At 62.1% G+C, this 14167-nt stretch carries 18 protein-coding genes; 5 read left to right on the forward strand and 13 right to left on the reverse strand.

Translation table 11 applies throughout. The features are described 5' to 3' along the window. Positions 1-124 precede the first annotated feature (124 nt). Together E3T23_RS06530 and E3T23_RS06535 are read left to right on the forward strand one after the other, a co-directional pair. The gene (locus E3T23_RS06530) at positions 125-1801 is read left to right on the forward strand and encodes a sensor histidine kinase (protein ID WP_134369579.1); all 1677 of its coding nucleotides are present in this window, start codon (positions 125-127) and stop codon (positions 1799-1801) included. Beyond that, positions 1794-2495, forward strand: coding sequence for a response regulator (locus E3T23_RS06535; protein ID WP_134369580.1), 702 nt, complete (start codon positions 1794-1796; stop codon positions 2493-2495). Before E3T23_RS06530 ends, E3T23_RS06535 begins: the two co-directional genes overlap by 8 nt. A 52-nt stretch (positions 2496-2547) precedes the next feature. On the opposite strand, the gene E3T23_RS06540 is transcribed toward E3T23_RS06535, so the two are convergent. From E3T23_RS06540 to E3T23_RS06555, 5 genes are all read right to left on the reverse strand, one after another. Then, positions 2548-3060 carry a mycothiol transferase gene (locus E3T23_RS06540; protein WP_134369581.1) on the reverse strand — a complete coding sequence of 171 codons (513 nt, stop codon included), beginning with the start codon at positions 3058-3060 and terminating at the stop codon, positions 2548-2550. A gap of 41 nt (positions 3061-3101) precedes the next feature. Beyond that, entirely contained in the window at positions 3102-3284 is a 183-nt protein-coding gene (locus tag E3T23_RS15180; protein WP_166806224.1) for a hypothetical protein, read from the reverse strand. Positions 3285-3337: 53 nt separating this feature from the next. Continuing rightward, positions 3338-4816 (reverse strand): DUF222 domain-containing protein, encoded by a 1479-nt coding sequence (locus tag E3T23_RS06545; RefSeq protein ID WP_166806225.1) that lies wholly within the window; start codon positions 4814-4816, stop codon positions 3338-3340. Between the two features lie 833 nt (positions 4817-5649). Continuing rightward, positions 5650-6039 (reverse strand): hypothetical protein, encoded by a 390-nt coding sequence (locus E3T23_RS06550; protein ID WP_134369583.1) that lies wholly within the window; start codon positions 6037-6039, stop codon positions 5650-5652. 27 nt (positions 6040-6066) lie between these two features. Continuing rightward, entirely contained in the window at positions 6067-6747 is a 681-nt protein-coding gene (locus E3T23_RS06555) for a hypothetical protein (protein ID WP_134369584.1), read from the reverse strand. Between the two features lie 228 nt (positions 6748-6975). Between E3T23_RS06555 and E3T23_RS06560 the strand changes: the two genes are divergently transcribed. The 3 genes from E3T23_RS06560 to E3T23_RS06570 are packed head-to-tail and all read left to right on the forward strand — an operon-like array spanning position 6976 to position 9519. Beyond that, a complete protein-coding gene (locus E3T23_RS06560; protein WP_134369585.1) occupies positions 6976-7992 on the forward strand; it encodes a protein NO VEIN domain-containing protein in 1017 nt (338 codons plus the stop codon). Then, entirely contained in the window at positions 7986-8600 is a 615-nt protein-coding gene (locus E3T23_RS06565; protein WP_134369586.1) for a hypothetical protein, read from the forward strand. The genes E3T23_RS06560 and E3T23_RS06565 overlap by 7 nt, the downstream gene beginning before the upstream one ends. A gap of 16 nt (positions 8601-8616) precedes the next feature. Continuing rightward, on the forward strand, positions 8617-9519 hold the full coding sequence (locus tag E3T23_RS06570) for an AbiJ-NTD4 domain-containing protein (RefSeq protein WP_134369587.1): 903 nt from the start codon (positions 8617-8619) through the stop codon (positions 9517-9519). A 65-nt stretch (positions 9520-9584) separates the two neighbouring features. Here the strand turns inward: E3T23_RS06570 and E3T23_RS06575 are convergent, their stop codons facing one another. The 8 genes from E3T23_RS06575 to E3T23_RS06605 all read right to left on the reverse strand — a co-directional run bounded on the left by E3T23_RS06575 (position 9585) and on the right by E3T23_RS06605 (position 14130). Continuing rightward, entirely contained in the window at positions 9585-10616 is a 1032-nt protein-coding gene (locus tag E3T23_RS06575; protein ID WP_134369588.1) for a tyrosine-type recombinase/integrase, read from the reverse strand. 196 nt (positions 10617-10812) lie between these two features. Beyond that, positions 10813-10983, reverse strand: coding sequence for a hypothetical protein (locus E3T23_RS15185; RefSeq protein WP_166806226.1), 171 nt, complete (start codon positions 10981-10983; stop codon positions 10813-10815). Then, a complete protein-coding gene (locus E3T23_RS06580; protein ID WP_134369589.1) occupies positions 10980-11273 on the reverse strand; it encodes a hypothetical protein in 294 nt (97 codons plus the stop codon). Before E3T23_RS06580 ends, E3T23_RS15185 begins: the two co-directional genes overlap by 4 nt. 107 nt (positions 11274-11380) lie before the next feature. Then, on the reverse strand, positions 11381-11821 hold the full coding sequence (locus E3T23_RS06585; protein WP_134369590.1) for a hypothetical protein: 441 nt from the start codon (positions 11819-11821) through the stop codon (positions 11381-11383). 11 nt (positions 11822-11832) lie between these two features. Further along, a complete protein-coding gene (locus E3T23_RS06590; protein ID WP_134369591.1) occupies positions 11833-12099 on the reverse strand; it encodes a hypothetical protein in 267 nt (88 codons plus the stop codon). Beyond that, on the reverse strand, positions 12096-12683 hold the full coding sequence (locus tag E3T23_RS06595) for a hypothetical protein (protein ID WP_134369592.1): 588 nt from the start codon (positions 12681-12683) through the stop codon (positions 12096-12098). The genes E3T23_RS06590 and E3T23_RS06595 overlap by 4 nt, the downstream gene beginning before the upstream one ends. Before the next feature lie 160 nt (positions 12684-12843). Then, complete coding sequence (locus tag E3T23_RS06600; RefSeq protein ID WP_134369593.1) at positions 12844-13479, reverse strand: hypothetical protein; 636 nt, start codon at positions 13477-13479, stop codon at positions 12844-12846. Positions 13480-13926: 447 nt separating this feature from the next. Further along, on the reverse strand, positions 13927-14130 hold the full coding sequence (locus E3T23_RS06605) for a helix-turn-helix transcriptional regulator (RefSeq protein ID WP_134369594.1): 204 nt from the start codon (positions 14128-14130) through the stop codon (positions 13927-13929). Positions 14131-14167 lie beyond the last annotated feature (37 nt).

A 14167-nucleotide genomic window follows, 5' to 3' on the forward strand; every position in this document is an offset into this window, starting at 1 on the left:
AGGCTGGGGTGAGGCGTTGGTGCGCCCGGGCCATCCGTTGTGGATCTCACACTGGTAGACCGAAGCGCCCGCGTCACGGTTGCGGTCATATTGGTCATGGCCGCGCAAATGGGAGAAGGATGCGATGGGGCGAGGCTGGAGCATTGCGCGCCGCCTGTTCCTGGCGAACGCCCTGCTCATCATCGCGATGACCGTGTTCGTGGGCACCGCCGCCTTCGTCGACGCCCGCGACCGCGGTTTCGTCGCCGCCGAGGAACGGATGCTGTCAGTCGCCACCGCCATCGCCGACAACCCGCTCCTGCTGGAAGCCAGTCGCGCGGCCGATCCGAGCGCGGTGCTGCAGCCCTACGCCCTGCGGGTCACCGAGGATGCCGGCCTCGACTTCATCACGATCATGTCGCCCGACCGCACCCGCTGGACCCACCCCACAGAGTCGGAGATCGGCCGTCCCTACATCGGCACCGTCACGCCCGCCCTGTCCGGGGAGCCGTTCACCGAGGTGACCACGGGCACACTCGGTCCCTCGGTGCGGGCCGTCGTGCCGATCACCGACGAGCAGGGTGCCGTGCAGGGCCTGGTCGCGGCGGGCGTGAAGACGAGCAACCTCTCGATCGCGTTGAGCGCCCGCCTGCCGGCCGTGCTGGGTGTGGCCCTGATGCTGCTGGCCGCCGGTACCGTCGCCGCCTGGCTGCTCGGCCGCTACCTGAGCCGGGTCACCCTCGGCTGGGGTCCCGAACAGCTCGCCCAGCTTTTCGTCTACTACGACTCGGTGCTGCATTCGGTGCGGGAGGGGCTCGTGCTCGTCGGTCTCACGGGTGAGGTCGTGCTCTACAACGACCAGGCCGCCCGGCTGCTCGGCCTGCCGCCGCGCGCACCGGCCGGCGGACGGTCATCCGCTGCCGCCGCGCACGGCCTCGACCGGCTGGATCTTCCCCCGGCGCTCGCCGAGTTGCTGCAGAGCGGCCGCCCGGCCACCGACGAGATCCACGTCACCGATACGCGCGTGCTGGTCGTCAGTCAGCAACCGGCGCTGAAACCGGGAAGCGGCCGCAGCAGGCCCACCCCGATGGGCTGGGTTGCCACCATCCGCGACCACACCGACCTGCAGTCGATGGGCAGCGAACTCCGGTCGATGCGCACCCTCTCGGATGCCCTCCGCGCGCAGACCCACGAGCACGCGAACCGTCTGCACACCATCGTGTCCCTGATGGAACTCGGTCGCGGGGCCGAGGCCCTCGACTTCGCCACCAAGGACCTGGCGCAGAGCCAGCAGCTCACCGACGACATGCTCGACTCGGTGGACGAACCGGTGCTCAGCGCCCTGCTGATGGGCAAGTTCGCCCAGGCCAGCGAGCTGGGTGTGCTGCTCACGGTCGAGGCTGCCGGAACCCTCGCCGAATCCGGGCTGAACGCGCAAGACCTGGTCACGGTCGTGGGCAACCTGGTCGACAACGCGCTCGACGCCGCCGCCGGCGGCGAGGCGCCCCGCCAGGTTCACCTCGCGGTCAGCTCCACTCCCGCGTCGGTGACGATCGAGGTGGCCGACTCCGGGCCCGGCGTCGCCCCGGACGCCGTGACCGACATCCTCCGCCGCGGCTACAGCACCAAGGAGCCCGGCACCTTCGGCCGCGGCCTCGGCCTGGCACTGGTGCGGCAGACGGTCAACCGGCTCGGCGGCAGCCTCGGCATCACCCGCCGGGACGGCGCCGTGTTCACGGTCACCCTCCCCCGGCAGCCGGGCCAGTCCCCTGCGCCGAAACAACCCGGCCTCGCGGCAACGGTGGGCGGATCGCATGGCTGACCGGGACATCCGGGTGCTCGTCGTGGAAGACGAGGCCATCGCCGCCGAGGCGCACACGGCCTACCTCGGCCGCCTGACCGGCTTCGTGCACGCGGGCACCGCCGGCGACGGCCACTCCGCCCTGCGCGCCCTGGCCGCGGCCGTGGCCGCCGGGCAGCCCATCGACCTGGTGCTGATGGACATGACCCTGCCCGATCTGCACGGCCTCGACGTGAGCCGACGGATGCGCGCGGCCGGCCTGACCACCGACATCATCGCCATCACGGCGGTGCGCGAACTGCACATCGTGCGCGGAGCGGTGGCGGCCGGCATCGTGCAATACCTGATCAAGCCGTTCAGCTACGCGACCTTCGCGCAGAAGCTGGTGCAGTACCGGGACTTCCGGCTACACCTGGGAAGCCAATCCGCGATGACCAGCCAGAACGACGTGGACCAGGCGTTCGCGAGCCTGCGCACGCCCACCGAGCTGCCTCGACCGAAGGGTCTGGCGGAGAGCACTCTGGGCGCGGTGATCGAGTTGCTGAAGCTTCAGACCGTGCCACTGTCCTCCAGCGAGGTCACGGAGCAGCTGGGAATTTCCCGGGTGACCGCCCGGCGCTACCTCGAGCATCTGGCCGACACCGGACTACTCGACCGGTCCCCGCGCTACGGCACGCCGGGGCGGCCCGAGAACGAATACGCCTGGCGCCGCTGAGCCGGTCGGTCGGTCGAGCCGGTCGGTCGAGCCGGTCGGTCGAGGGCGCAGCTCAGTGACCGGCGCGCTGCGCCAGGCCGCTCACATAGGCGGCCTGGCCGGCGTGTTGGAGGTCGTCGACGAGCACACTGACCAGGCGCACTGCGAGCGTGACCGGCGGCGTCCACCGGGTGTCGACGACGCGGGAATAGTCCGACTCGGCGAGGGTGGGCAGCCACGCGATGGTGCGGGAGTGCACGGCGTCGAAGTAGCCGCCGAGATCGGATGCGTCCGCGCGCAGCTGACCGACCTCCTCGGCGGTCTGTCCGTACCCGGTGGCGGCGCGGTCGAAAGGCAGTGCGAACCGGTCGGCCCAGCCGCCGCTGATCCAGAGCTGGTCCTCCTGCATGATCTCGCTCAGGTGGTCGTCCTGCACCCGGGTCAGGTGCCAGATCAGCCACGCGATGCTGTTCGCCTCCGAGTGGGGCCGGAAGGTCAGCAGTTCCGCCCCGGCATCCTGGAGCACGGCGTGCACGACCCCGCGGATGCGGCCGTACGATTCGGCGATCAGGTAGCTCGACAGCATCCGAGGTCCTCCGTCTGGTCGTGAGTGAGTCTGGTCGTGAGTCAGCGGGTCTTCGGTGCGTCCCGCTCGGTCGGAGTCAGAGTAGACCGGGCTGCCGGATTGCGCATTCCGCGACCCACCCCTCGGGAGGCGGCCTGGTCAGCCGGGGTCTGGTTCGCCGGGTCGGCTTCGGCGGGGCCGGACCTGTCGACGTTGGTCGAGCCGGTCGGGACCAGGCGACCCATCCGCCGAAGGTTCCCGCGACGCTGGTCGAGCCTGTCGAGACCAGGAGCCAGAGCTAGCGTTTGCTCGGCAGTGCGATCAGTTTCTGCTCCGGATCCACTTCTATTGGCGGCCGGCGCCAGTAGTCGGTCCCGTTGCGGAGGATCGTCCAGTGCTGGTTGTGCAGCAGCAGGTGGTGCGGGTGGCAGAGGAGTACTCCGTCGGCGAGGTCGGTGTAGCCGTTGTTTTTCAGCCATTCGTCGCTGTGGTGGGCTTCGGTCCAGGCGGGTGATCGGTCGCAGTCGACCCAGAGGCATCCGCCGTCGCGTACGGCCATCGCGGCGCGCTGTTTCTCTGTGAAGAGTCGTTCGTCACTGCCGACGTTGATGATCTGGCCTTCTGCGTCGAGCTGGATGCCGCGGGTTCCGGTGTCGCAGAGCAGCCGGTCGATGGTTTCCTGCGAGATCGGGACCGGGTTTCCCTCGATCTGACCGTGAGCGGCGGGCTCGGCGGAATCGGCGGGCTCGGCGGAATCGGCGGGCTCGGCGGGCTCGGCGGGTTCCGTGGCTTTCGGCTGCCCAGCCGGGAGCGCCTTCTCGGTCACGATCACACGCACCGCGGGGCGGCGCCCGCCGAACACCCGGTCGGGGTCGGCCTCACCCGCGATCTTGAGCAGCTGCACCAGGGAGTCCGCGGCGATCTGCTCCGTGCTGCGCGGGTCCTCCTGCAGGCGTTTGGCCCAGGCGGCCCGCTGCGGGTCGACGAACCTCACTCCGCCGCGGCGGGGAGCGGTGATGGAGTCGAAGGTGGAGAGCACGAATTCGCCGTCTTCCGGGGCGAAGAGCCCGTTCAGGCGTACGTTGCCGTTGCTGAGCCGGTAGACCTTCAGGTAGCGGTCGTCGTGGGCCTGTTTCTCGCGGGCGGCGATGCCGGCCTCGTCGAGCCGGTCGCGCATCCGTCTCGCGCGTTTGAAGACCTCGTCGGCGTTCAGAGTCGACGCCTCGGCCAACAGCGTCTCGAGTGCCGCCCCGAGCTTCTCGGCCGTGACCGCGGCATCGATCTGACCGAGCCCGGCCCGGATCGACTCCGCCGCGTCGACGGAGAGGGTGCCGGTTGTCACGGCCCGGGCGATCGGGGCCTGCCAGGGCACCTTTGCGACGAATCCGGCCATGCCGGCGGCATCAATGTCGGGCGACGAGAGGGCGGCTTCGACGAGCTTCTCGGCCGCCTCGGTGTCGGCCATCATGGTGCCGACCGCGACCAGCTTGTACGCGTCGCCCTTCGACGAGCCGGTCCACTTCTGGATCAGAGCCTCCGGGGACAGGAAACCCTGCTGCGCGACCAGACCCGAGTGCCCGAGCTCGGGCCGGGAGCGGCGGGCGATGGTCGCGGCCATCCACGCGGAATGGGTGTCCAGGAGGCGCCGGGCGGCCGCGATCTGCTTCTGCCCTGCCGGTAGCGCGGCGTCGGGCAGGGCTTCATAGTCCGCGCTCGAGGAACCCAACAGGGCCACGGCATCGGCCGCCCGCCTGAGGTCTTCCGCGTGGTTGATCATGAAATGAAAATACCATTTAGAGCACATATAGTCGAGGGTTACTCACCTGCTGTGGACAGTAGTCTCGTATTTCTGTTCAGGTTCAGTCGGTCCCGTGGCTCAGGCTGTGGATCGCGGCGGATGTTCTACGTGCGCCCGCTTCCGGAACGTGCGCCGCGACGCACGGGAACCTCCGGAGGGCGTCTCGCCTGGTCTCGACAGGCTCGATCACCGACTCGCGCGACCACCGACCGGGGACACAAAAAACCCCTCCATCCGGCGAAACCTGATGAAGGGGACCTGTTGGTGCACCCCCCCGGACTTGAACCGGGAACCCACTGTTCAAATCTGGCAACTCACACGAAATAACGACGCATCACGGCACCTCATAAACACCAGATGAATAGCTATTTTCTCGAAATCGAGCTTCGCGTTTGTTCACGGGATCTCACATAGCTTTCGATTGTCATCCTGACCAAATCCTGACTGGATCCGGGAGCCTATTTCTGGATCATGGCGCTCGCCGGGTCTCGCTGCCGCCACGTGTGCTAATCGGTTTTAAGCACACGTGACCGGCGATTAAACGAGCTGGACCCGGCGAGCGCCAAGAGGTCTCAGATGGGCTCACAGGGCCGCTGAGAGGTAGATGCGGCGCTCGCCGGACGGTATGCCGGTCAGAGCTTCTTGAGGCCACATCCCGGGCACTGCCACCAGACTGACAAGCCTCTGCCCACTGCCTCCATACGCACGAGGCAGTCCGGACAGTTCGGCGTGTCGAGGTCGTCTAGGTCGTCCATGCTCGGGAGCCTATTTCATGAATTGCGGCGCTCGCCGGAGTTGTCCACAGGACCGCGCTAGAAGGGCCGGACAATCCCACCGCAGTTGATGACCTCGCCGTTACGGTCTAAAAGCAGCCGCCTGACTGTCAGCGTCCCTCGCCGTGGCAAGACGATTGCGAAATCGTTCCAGGGCTTCTTGATTTCGATTGCCAGCGACCATGTGAGGCGACCAACAGAGCCAGCTTCTGTCGCGGCCCACCAGTGCGTCCCATCGAACGACACCGCCAATTCGTCGTCAAGCCGAACTCCACCCACACGCTCAGTCACTGATGACTGGAGCAACTTATTGACGGTCGGCGTGCCCGCACGATTGAACGCGTCAACCGAGCCGTCCTCGTGGCCGATATACCTGCCACCGTCCTTGTGGACGTTACCGAGCTGAGGCCAGTCGCCTATTTCTCTCATCAGTTGTCACTCCCCATTCAGTCCCGTTTAGCCGACCTTGGTCCACTTCCCACATCGGTTGGACTCGAATACTTCGCCCGCCTTGAGCGTCACGGTCGCTGGTCCATTCACGATTTCATTGTCAACGATTTCAGCGTCACTACCCGTTCCCGATTTCCAGGCGTAGTAGCACCGCGTACTGGTGCTAATCGCGTAGGTGCCCGGTGTGACATTGGTCCCGACCAAGTGCATTCCATCGGAAAACTGGTCCTTTGCAACTTGCTGCGTTGAGGCAGCCAATGCGTCCTGACCCGCTTTCAGCGAGGCCTGATCAGCCAGCAGCGTGGCTTCGGAATCAGCCACAGCAACTTCCCGATCAATCAGCTCAGCGTTTCTGTCCCGTGCATCTTGGACTTTCTCGTTCGCCGCCTGGAACTTGTCCGACATTACTTCGACCTTTTCGGTCAAGTTGGCTTCCATTACGAGGTACTCCTCGGTGGTTGCCACGGCTGGCCGGGTGATGACTCCGAGCACGCCGCCGAGGACTACACCAGCGACCAGAACTGCCGCCGCTGTGATTCCCAATGACCGCGCAGTGTGATTCTTCGCCTGAAGCCACTTCGGGGAATTGAGCCCCTTTTTCCAGTTCCTGCCCGACGACGCGGATTGAGCCGAACCGGTGTGCTCCGGCAGTGCCTTCTTAGATGGTTGTTGCGTATCGTCGGTCATTCGATCCCCCATGTCACTGCACTCACCCCCGAGTGCATACTTACGTGAAATCTACTGTGGGCCGGAATCGGCAGAAGAACTGAGAACACCCCCCAAAACGGGATCCATCAACCAAGGAGGACTGGAACCGGGATCTTGACTCCGTTTCACGCTTCAGTGGCTGCCGGAGCTGTCCTCCCGCGCTCGTCCTCATCGAGGAGGTGACAATCCTGCCGATAGTCTCTGGACATGGCGATAAAAGCGTGGTGGGACGGCCAATTGAGTCAGCGATATTGGATGGAAATAACGGATAGACCCGATCTTGGTGGTGAGCTGACAGCCCCTCAGTACAACATCGCACTCAAACCCGAGTGGTCTTACGAACTTGTGACCCATGTTCGGCCCGGGGATATCGTCATCCACTGGCACAAGAAGCTGGTCGGAGAGCCGGCCATTGTCGGCTGGTCAAGGGCGGTTGGTCCGCTCTCGGAATCGACCATGTCATGGACTTCTCCCGGCGCAAAGGACTCCGCACGGCATCATGTGGATGTCCCGAACTGGATCATGCCGCTTGGGGCGCTGCACCTTCTCGATGCCCCGATTACCAGCGCCGATTTGCAGAGTATCTTCCCGCAGATCGTCTCGACACTAGAAGGTTTCTCCTACGCGCCCTTCTACGTCTACGGGGGCCGTCAGCTTCGAGCGATGCAGTCCTACCTGACCAAGTTTCCGGCGGAGCTGATCCCGGTTATTGAGTCGGTCGGCTCGTTGGAGCTTGATGCCGAGCCGAACGACTTCCCCCTACTCCCCGACACCAAGACGACACCGAACGGCCACGGAGGCGGACAAGGTTGGCTACGTGACGCGAAACTCAAGGTCGCTATCGAGCTACACGCCGTTCAGAAGGCGGTCGAGCACTATGTAGAACTCGGGGCCACAGACATCTTGGAGCTTGGCAAACCCTTCGATATCAAGTTGATGCTTGGCGGTGATGAGCGGCGCATCGAGGTAAAGGGATCATCCGGGGCTGTCGATTCCGTCCTCCTCACACGGAACGAGGTGATCCACGCCCGGGGGTTCGAGAGCATGGACTTGGTCGTCGTGGACGAGATTGAATTCGAGCGACTGAGCAACGGTGAGTACGCAACCAAGGGCGGACGAATTCGCGTCTGGAACGGGTGGAGTCCCTCTGAACAGAGCCTCACTGCCATGTCTTATAAACACGAGCTGAGCCCGTCCGCCCTCGGGAATGGGATCCCGTGCTAGCTCGGCTGAAAGCCGTTGGTGGCCTGTTGCTTGTCTTGGCAGGATTCGGGCTCGGACTTGGCCTCGTCAGCGTGCCATTGAGTCAAACCGGGAAGTGGTTTCTCGCATTGCCACCACAAACAATGGCCGTTGTCGCAAGTGTGTCAGCCCTCTTGATCGTGCCTATCATCACGTACTTCACGACGAAGTCGCTCGAACAAGGCAAGTCCCGTGAGAACGCCGTGCGTCAACAGAAAACGGAATTCTACGACCGGTTGATACAGCAGTTGATATCCACTCTGGGCATTGCGAGCGGAGGAAAGGCGACCTCCGACGAGATGCTGGCCATCTTTGCGAGTGTCCCCGCTCCGCTCCTCACATTTGGTTCTGGGGGTGTTATTCGGGCGTGGAACCACTTCACCCGAGTGGGCCGAGAGAAGAGCGGCGACACCAAGGCGGTGATGATCGCATTCGAGGGCCTTCTCCGAGCAATCCGAAACGATCTCGGCCACAAGGATTTCTTGTACGAGAAGGGCGAACTGATTGGTGTGTTCCTCAAGGACGCAAACACAGTCTTCGGCAGTCCCAAGAAGGCATCTGTCCCCGTGAGGCAAATCCCCACAACGTAGGGCCCAGCCTGCCCGTATGCGATTGACCATTCCGGCAATCAAAGAACGAAGTTCAGGAAGAAATTTTCAGATGCAAACATTTGCCGAACGAAACGGCTACACGGCCAAGAGGTCCGCGATTCAGATTGATTCGTTTGACAGTGAAACTCGAATCGCCATGTGGAACGTCCTTGTGCTATTCCAAGACGACAACTCTGGTCAGCAGTATCGGATGGAAGGCGAAAAGTTCGCCACCGACATCTGGTCGCGGTTTTACAAGCTCCCCTTGGACGAATTCTGGGACTCCGGGCGGGTCTGGCAGATGGTCAAGAAAACCATCCTCGAATCATCGTGGCTTGAGATGTTCAACGTCGTGGAGTTCGTGGTTCGTAACGTGAACAAGAGGTTCAAGCGCCGTTGGTCGGAGGCGCTCTCAAAGGTGTTCAATTCCCTTTTCGAACATCACCTAGTCGGCTATCGCTTCATAGATGAGATGATCACCCCGATTGATTCTCCGGATGCTTTGGCAGCAATTGAGGCTGCTCGGGATGCCACGGACCAGTACGCTGGCGCACGGCACCACCTGAAGACCGCGCTAGCCAAGCTCTCGGATCGAAGTAGGCCAGATTACGCCAACTCCGTAAAGGAGAGCCTGTCAGCAGTTGAGTCGATGGGGGAAGCTCTAACTGGTGAGACGACGCTGGGGAAGGCGCTCGACAAGCTCGCATCAGTTGGGATTGTCACGCATCCAGCTCAGCTCAAGGCCTGGAAGGCGATGTACGGCTGGGCGAGCGATGAAGGCGGGATCCGTCACTCGGCTCAGGCTCCACCCACAGTCGATCAGGCAACGGCCAAGTACACGCTCATTTCGTCCAGTGCATTCATTTCGCTGCTGATCGATGCAGCACTTCACGCGACCGACCGCATTGAGGTCGGCTAGACGGCGAGCTGAGCAGTGGCCTCAGGCCGGGAGCGACCCACTGTTCTCCGTCTCGGAGATACTTACTAGCTCCCGAGGTACTCAGTCTGAGCTGCCAGCTCCTCGCTGGTGCGGTCATAGCCTCTGAGAATATTCATGTTCTTGTGTCCGGAGATTGCGGCCACCTTCGCCTCTGTCACCCCGGCCTGTGCCGAGAGCGTGATGAAGGTGGATCGGAGGCTGTGGCTCGAATAGGCCTGTGCGCCGCTCTCGGTCACGACACCAGCATTCAGGAGCACTCCGCGCACGATGTGGCTAACCGCGTCTGAGGCGTTGCTGAGGCGCTCTCCGACCTGAACGCTGGCTCCCCGCACGTGGGGAAAGAGTGGAGCATCCGGCGTGGCCGCAGCCGTGACCCCGAGCGAGCCGAGATAGTCGATCCAGTCCTGAATGGCGCGTACCGGATCGATCTTCCGATTCGATGCCCGTGCAATCGTGACCTCTCGGCCTTCCCCGGTCTGGTCCGTCTTGCTCCACCGGATCCGCACATTGAGACCATTCACGGCGAGCGCTGAAGTCACGTCCGAAACATTGAGGTCAGCGAGAGACTGGCTCCGGAGCGCCGCCCCGATACCGAGGGCGATCAGGGCACGGTTCCGGAGGTTTTTAGCTGTGCGGCGCTGGAGGCTCCTGTGGACCTGTCCAAGCTGCTCCAGCGTGAGCGCCTGGGCCTTCCGCACGACTGTGGTCTTGCTGGTGCGGGAGATCCCGGCCATGAATGCTTTGACCTCACGGGAGGAGTTCAAGATCATGAATCCCAAGTGGGACTCACGGGATGCGAAGAACTTGATTCCGCTCAGGTTCTTGTTCACCGTGGACACGGACTTCCCATCGTCAGCCAGCGTTTGAAGGTAGGAGAGCACCTGTGCAACGTACAGCCCGGAGTCGGATGCATCCGTGGGGTACAGGCTCCAGCCACGTTCCCCGCAGTAGCTCCGGAATTTCTGCTGGGCAATGTTGTACGCCTTCAGCGTGGACTCAGCCACGGACGCGTCCAAGGTGGCCGCAATGTTGGCGAGGTTGTGAACCGGAGCGGCGGGGAGGAGTGCTGAAGTCATGGTTCAAGATTAACACCTATCCTAGAGAACATCCATTCTCTCGGGTATGTTCTCTACGATTTGTTTACGGAAAAGTGCCCCGGTCCTAATGGAGTCTAAGGACCGGGGCACTGAGGCCAGGTTTCGCGGCTGACCCCGGAAATGGCACAAGCTGACCGTCGAGTACTTGTGCCACTTCCGCAGCTAGCCGATCTTTCTACCTGTTGGCTACGGCGAGCGCCTGTGCTGTTTTCTTGAAATCCCGCAGGGCTGACAACTGCGCGGGAGTGGCGTGGATCCTTCCGGCTGCCACTTCCTCCAGCACCCACAGGAGGTCATTCAGGAGGGCGCGTGCGGCGTTTTGACCAGCGCCCTCCCTGTCGGTCATGTGGAGGCCTGAATCCGCTTCAGGAGCCTCGTGAGGGTGGCGACATCTGTAAACACAAGATTGTCATCCGGCGAGGCCTGACCCTGCCGAAACTGCACTGCAAAGTACAGCTCATTCCCTGCCTGCTCCGCGTCGATTCGTGCCCGGTTGACCTGCTGGCCCGGGAGAAAATCGCGCTCGTGGTGTGTGTTGACGGTCACGCCGTTAGCGCCTTCGGCGGTCTTGGTTCCTAGATCCCTCAGACCCAAGATGTGCCCGGTCTCGAAGTCGGGAGCGAGAGCCTGTGCCATGGTGACTGCGTAGGGCCGTGGTCTGGTCCTGATCCCGGTCTCTGCCGTGATCCAAAGGGAAATGAGCTGACGAAATCTGATCGTCGTTGCACGCGTGCTCGCCATTCTCAGGCTCCCGAATACTTCGTGGTGCTCTGCTTGCTTGCGGCTGGTCCGAACTCCTCTGAGACGGCACGGAGAGCCTCTCCGCGCTCTACTTCGTCAGGCATGGCCCATGCTGCGAGTCGGCGGCGCTCACGCTCTGCGACATGCTCGACTGAGCCGGGAACGAGCACGGTCTCTGAGCTGAGCCACGGTCCTCGTGCGAACATTACTCGGCCAAATTTCTGGACCTGACCGGCTGCATCAAGGTCGAGGAAGCTATCTCCATTGCGGTCTTGGTTCTCAAAGATCATTGCGTCAGTCAGCGTGATGGTCTGGCCCCGCTTCAGTACGGCACCCCCGGTTGTGTAACCGTTGCTCACGGCGACGGTCAGACCGCTCTGGAGGATGTGGATCTGATCTCCAGCCTTCAGGGCTGTGAGAGTTGCGCTCTTTGTGGTGGTCATGATGATTCCTTTCAGTCGTCTGTGTTGGCTGGATAGGGTCCGATACCGAAGTGAACGGCCCCGTATCGTGCGAGCTGTGCGGCTGGATTGTCTGCCAGCTCCAGCCATGAGTGATTTGAACCATCCCAGCTCGCAGTGATCAGCTCCGGGGTGATAGTCAGCTCGTCACCCTGACGAGCGACATGCCCACGGCCCGGGAAATCGAATACCGAAAGGCCGGTAACGAGAAAATGAATGACATCTCCCGGCTGTACGGGGAGATGAGGTGTTTGTGTCATTTTGAAGACCTTTCAAGGGATGTTGCTTTGGCCTGGATCTCCCTGTAGGAGTCAGCAAGTTCTGGGGAGCGCTTCGCAAGCTCATCTATCAAGAGTGATCCCGGTAGTGGATTCTGGGCTATGAAAGCTCCCACTGACCGGAGGAGGGCCTTCGATGCCACGAGGAGATCAATGGTCTCCGTGCTGTCGATTCCCAGTCGCTCCATGAGGGTATTGAGAGCCTTCAGCTCGTGATCTCCGGCCTTCAGAGCTGTGATCGTTGATCCTGTTGCCTGTGCACTCCGGCGAGCGCTGAGAGCGTCGTCTGCGATTGCTTGGATCCGTTCCATCAGGGAAGTGGTGTCGAGTGTCTCGCTGCCTCTGATTGCACCCCGAAGCAGCGGAGCCATATGGGAGCTGATATGCCGATACAGCGAGGACGGAGAAATGGTGAACCTTGCGGAGACCGCTGAGACCGCTGAGACCGCTGAGACTCCCGATATTGTCGAAATTCCCCCGGCACCTGAGACCAGCATTTTCTCGATATTGGAGCGCTCGCCGGAGGTGCACACCTTGCACGGTCTGCCTGCTTTGTTTTCCTGCACACAGTTACTATCGGCACTTTTGACTTTGAGTGAAGAAACTCGCCCCGGGGTACGTTTCAGCACCCGTTAGGAGCTACCTGTTCTCACTCTGAGTTGCCGGTATCGACCGATTGGGGAGATCCCGCACCACGAGTAGGACAGGGAGTCCAACTAGATCTAGCTAGAGACTGAGGAGATCCCGCATGTCTTCTGGCGCGGCCTTCAGGCTGGCCTCCTGCTGCCTCTGGTGACGTGCTGTGGCCTCTGCCATGGTGTGCTGGTGCTCGTGCTCCCTGTGGTCTGCCCCGGCCTGGATGTCTTCTGGTGAGTACATCCCGCGTACCTCTCGCCACTCCGTAGTACGGCCTGCGAAGTCTTCCATTTTCCAGAAACGAGACTTGAGCTGTGCTGTCTCCTGCCTCATGGCATTGACGGAGAGATTGAGCACGTGAGCCAGCTCCGCTGGGGTGATCTCTTCCCTCAGCTTTGCCTTGTACTGGCCCCAGTCGGTCATCTGGTGAGCTGTGGAGCGTGGACCGTCCGGATGTGCACTGCGGGCTGCCTCTACGGCTTCCGCCGCTTGGAGGAGAACCGCGATCTTCCCACTGGCCTCTGTGATGGTCATCTTCTTGAGCATATTCACGAGTGAGGAGGTAGGAGCGATACCAGTACGCACCATCAGATCCTTGAATAGCTGGATCTGATCCTTGGAGGGATAATCCCTCTTACTTCGTCGGCTGGGATGTGCGTCAGATGCTCCGGAGCGGAACGTTTTTGAGTAGGAATCTGAGGAGGAAGGATTAGAGCTGGTTTTCATGAATTACCCCTGTAGGTACACGTGATGTGGAGGGGGTACTGCCCATGGAATTGGAGCTAGATCTCTATCTTCTTCCTGTCGGAAGAAGAACACACCCTTCCCTCAGAGCACCGTCTAGCAGTCTCTGACTCCTGTTCGATTTACAATCCCGGAGGACTCACGAAAGGAGCGGAAGGGGCGATTCGTCGGCTTAGAAGTTTCCACCCTCACTTAGTACTATCGGCACCGGTCATAGGCTGGCCCGGGATTTCCGGAAAGCGTTACCAAGCTGTCACCGTTACCATTTCGTTATAATTGCTGTAGAGTCTTGATCAGCCCCGGCGGGGAGTTTCCACCTAATCGCCGGGGCTTCTGTCTGCCCTGTCGGGCTTGCCAATCATCTGAGAGATAGAAGCCACGGCCACTCTCGGCGCACGAGGCGTTCACCAGCTCGCGCACCACGTTGGGCTAGGTCGTCGTGCGCTCCCCCGCCGTCGCCCAAGCCTCCAGATCTGCCAGCCGGTAACGCACCAGTCGCCCAGTCTTGACGTACTTCGGGCCGGTCCCCCGGTAGCGAAGCTGTGCGAGTGCAGCGGCTGACCTTGACAGGTAGCGGGCTGCGTCATCCGGTCTGAGCAACCGGGGTCTGTCGGGAGTCTGTGGGAAGGTCATATTAATGTTATACGGATGAGAATGGCTATCGAAAAGG

It is taken from the genome of Cryobacterium cheniae, assembly GCF_004403395.1.
Classification (GTDB): domain Bacteria; phylum Actinomycetota; class Actinomycetes; order Actinomycetales; family Microbacteriaceae; genus Cryobacterium; species Cryobacterium cheniae.

Bases quoted from the DNA above. Each gene is read 5' to 3' on its own strand.
- E3T23_RS06530 (WP_134369579.1), top strand. From the start codon at position 125: ATGGGGCGAGGCTGGAGCATTGCGCGCCGCCTGTTCCTGGCGAACGCC.
- E3T23_RS06535 (WP_134369580.1), top strand. From the start codon at position 1,794: ATGGCTGACCGGGACATCCGGGTGCTCGTCGTGGAAGACGAGGCCATC.
- E3T23_RS06540 (WP_134369581.1), bottom strand. From the start codon at position 3,060: ATGCTGTCGAGCTACCTGATCGCCGAATCGTACGGCCGCATCCGCGGG.
- E3T23_RS15180 (WP_166806224.1), bottom strand. From the start codon at position 3,284: ATGGGTCGCCTGGTCCCGACCGGCTCGACCAACGTCGACAGGTCCGGC.
- E3T23_RS06545 (WP_166806225.1), bottom strand. From the start codon at position 4,816: ATGATCAACCACGCGGAAGACCTCAGGCGGGCGGCCGATGCCGTGGCC.
- E3T23_RS06550 (WP_134369583.1), bottom strand. From the start codon at position 6,039: ATGAGAGAAATAGGCGACTGGCCTCAGCTCGGTAACGTCCACAAGGAC.
- E3T23_RS06555 (WP_134369584.1), bottom strand. From the start codon at position 6,747: ATGACCGACGATACGCAACAACCATCTAAGAAGGCACTGCCGGAGCAC.
- E3T23_RS06560 (WP_134369585.1), top strand. From the start codon at position 6,976: ATGGCGATAAAAGCGTGGTGGGACGGCCAATTGAGTCAGCGATATTGG.
- E3T23_RS06570 (WP_134369587.1), top strand. From the start codon at position 8,617: ATGCGATTGACCATTCCGGCAATCAAAGAACGAAGTTCAGGAAGAAAT.
- E3T23_RS06575 (WP_134369588.1), bottom strand. From the start codon at position 10,616: ATGACTTCAGCACTCCTCCCCGCCGCTCCGGTTCACAACCTCGCCAAC.
- E3T23_RS15185 (WP_166806226.1), bottom strand. From the start codon at position 10,983: ATGACCGACAGGGAGGGCGCTGGTCAAAACGCCGCACGCGCCCTCCTG.
- E3T23_RS06580 (WP_134369589.1), bottom strand. From the start codon at position 11,273: ATGGCACAGGCTCTCGCTCCCGACTTCGAGACCGGGCACATCTTGGGT.
- E3T23_RS06585 (WP_134369590.1), bottom strand. From the start codon at position 11,821: ATGACCACCACAAAGAGCGCAACTCTCACAGCCCTGAAGGCTGGAGAT.
- E3T23_RS06590 (WP_134369591.1), bottom strand. From the start codon at position 12,099: ATGACACAAACACCTCATCTCCCCGTACAGCCGGGAGATGTCATTCAT.
- E3T23_RS06600 (WP_134369593.1), bottom strand. From the start codon at position 13,479: ATGAAAACCAGCTCTAATCCTTCCTCCTCAGATTCCTACTCAAAAACG.
- E3T23_RS06605 (WP_134369594.1), bottom strand. From the start codon at position 14,130: ATGACCTTCCCACAGACTCCCGACAGACCCCGGTTGCTCAGACCGGAT.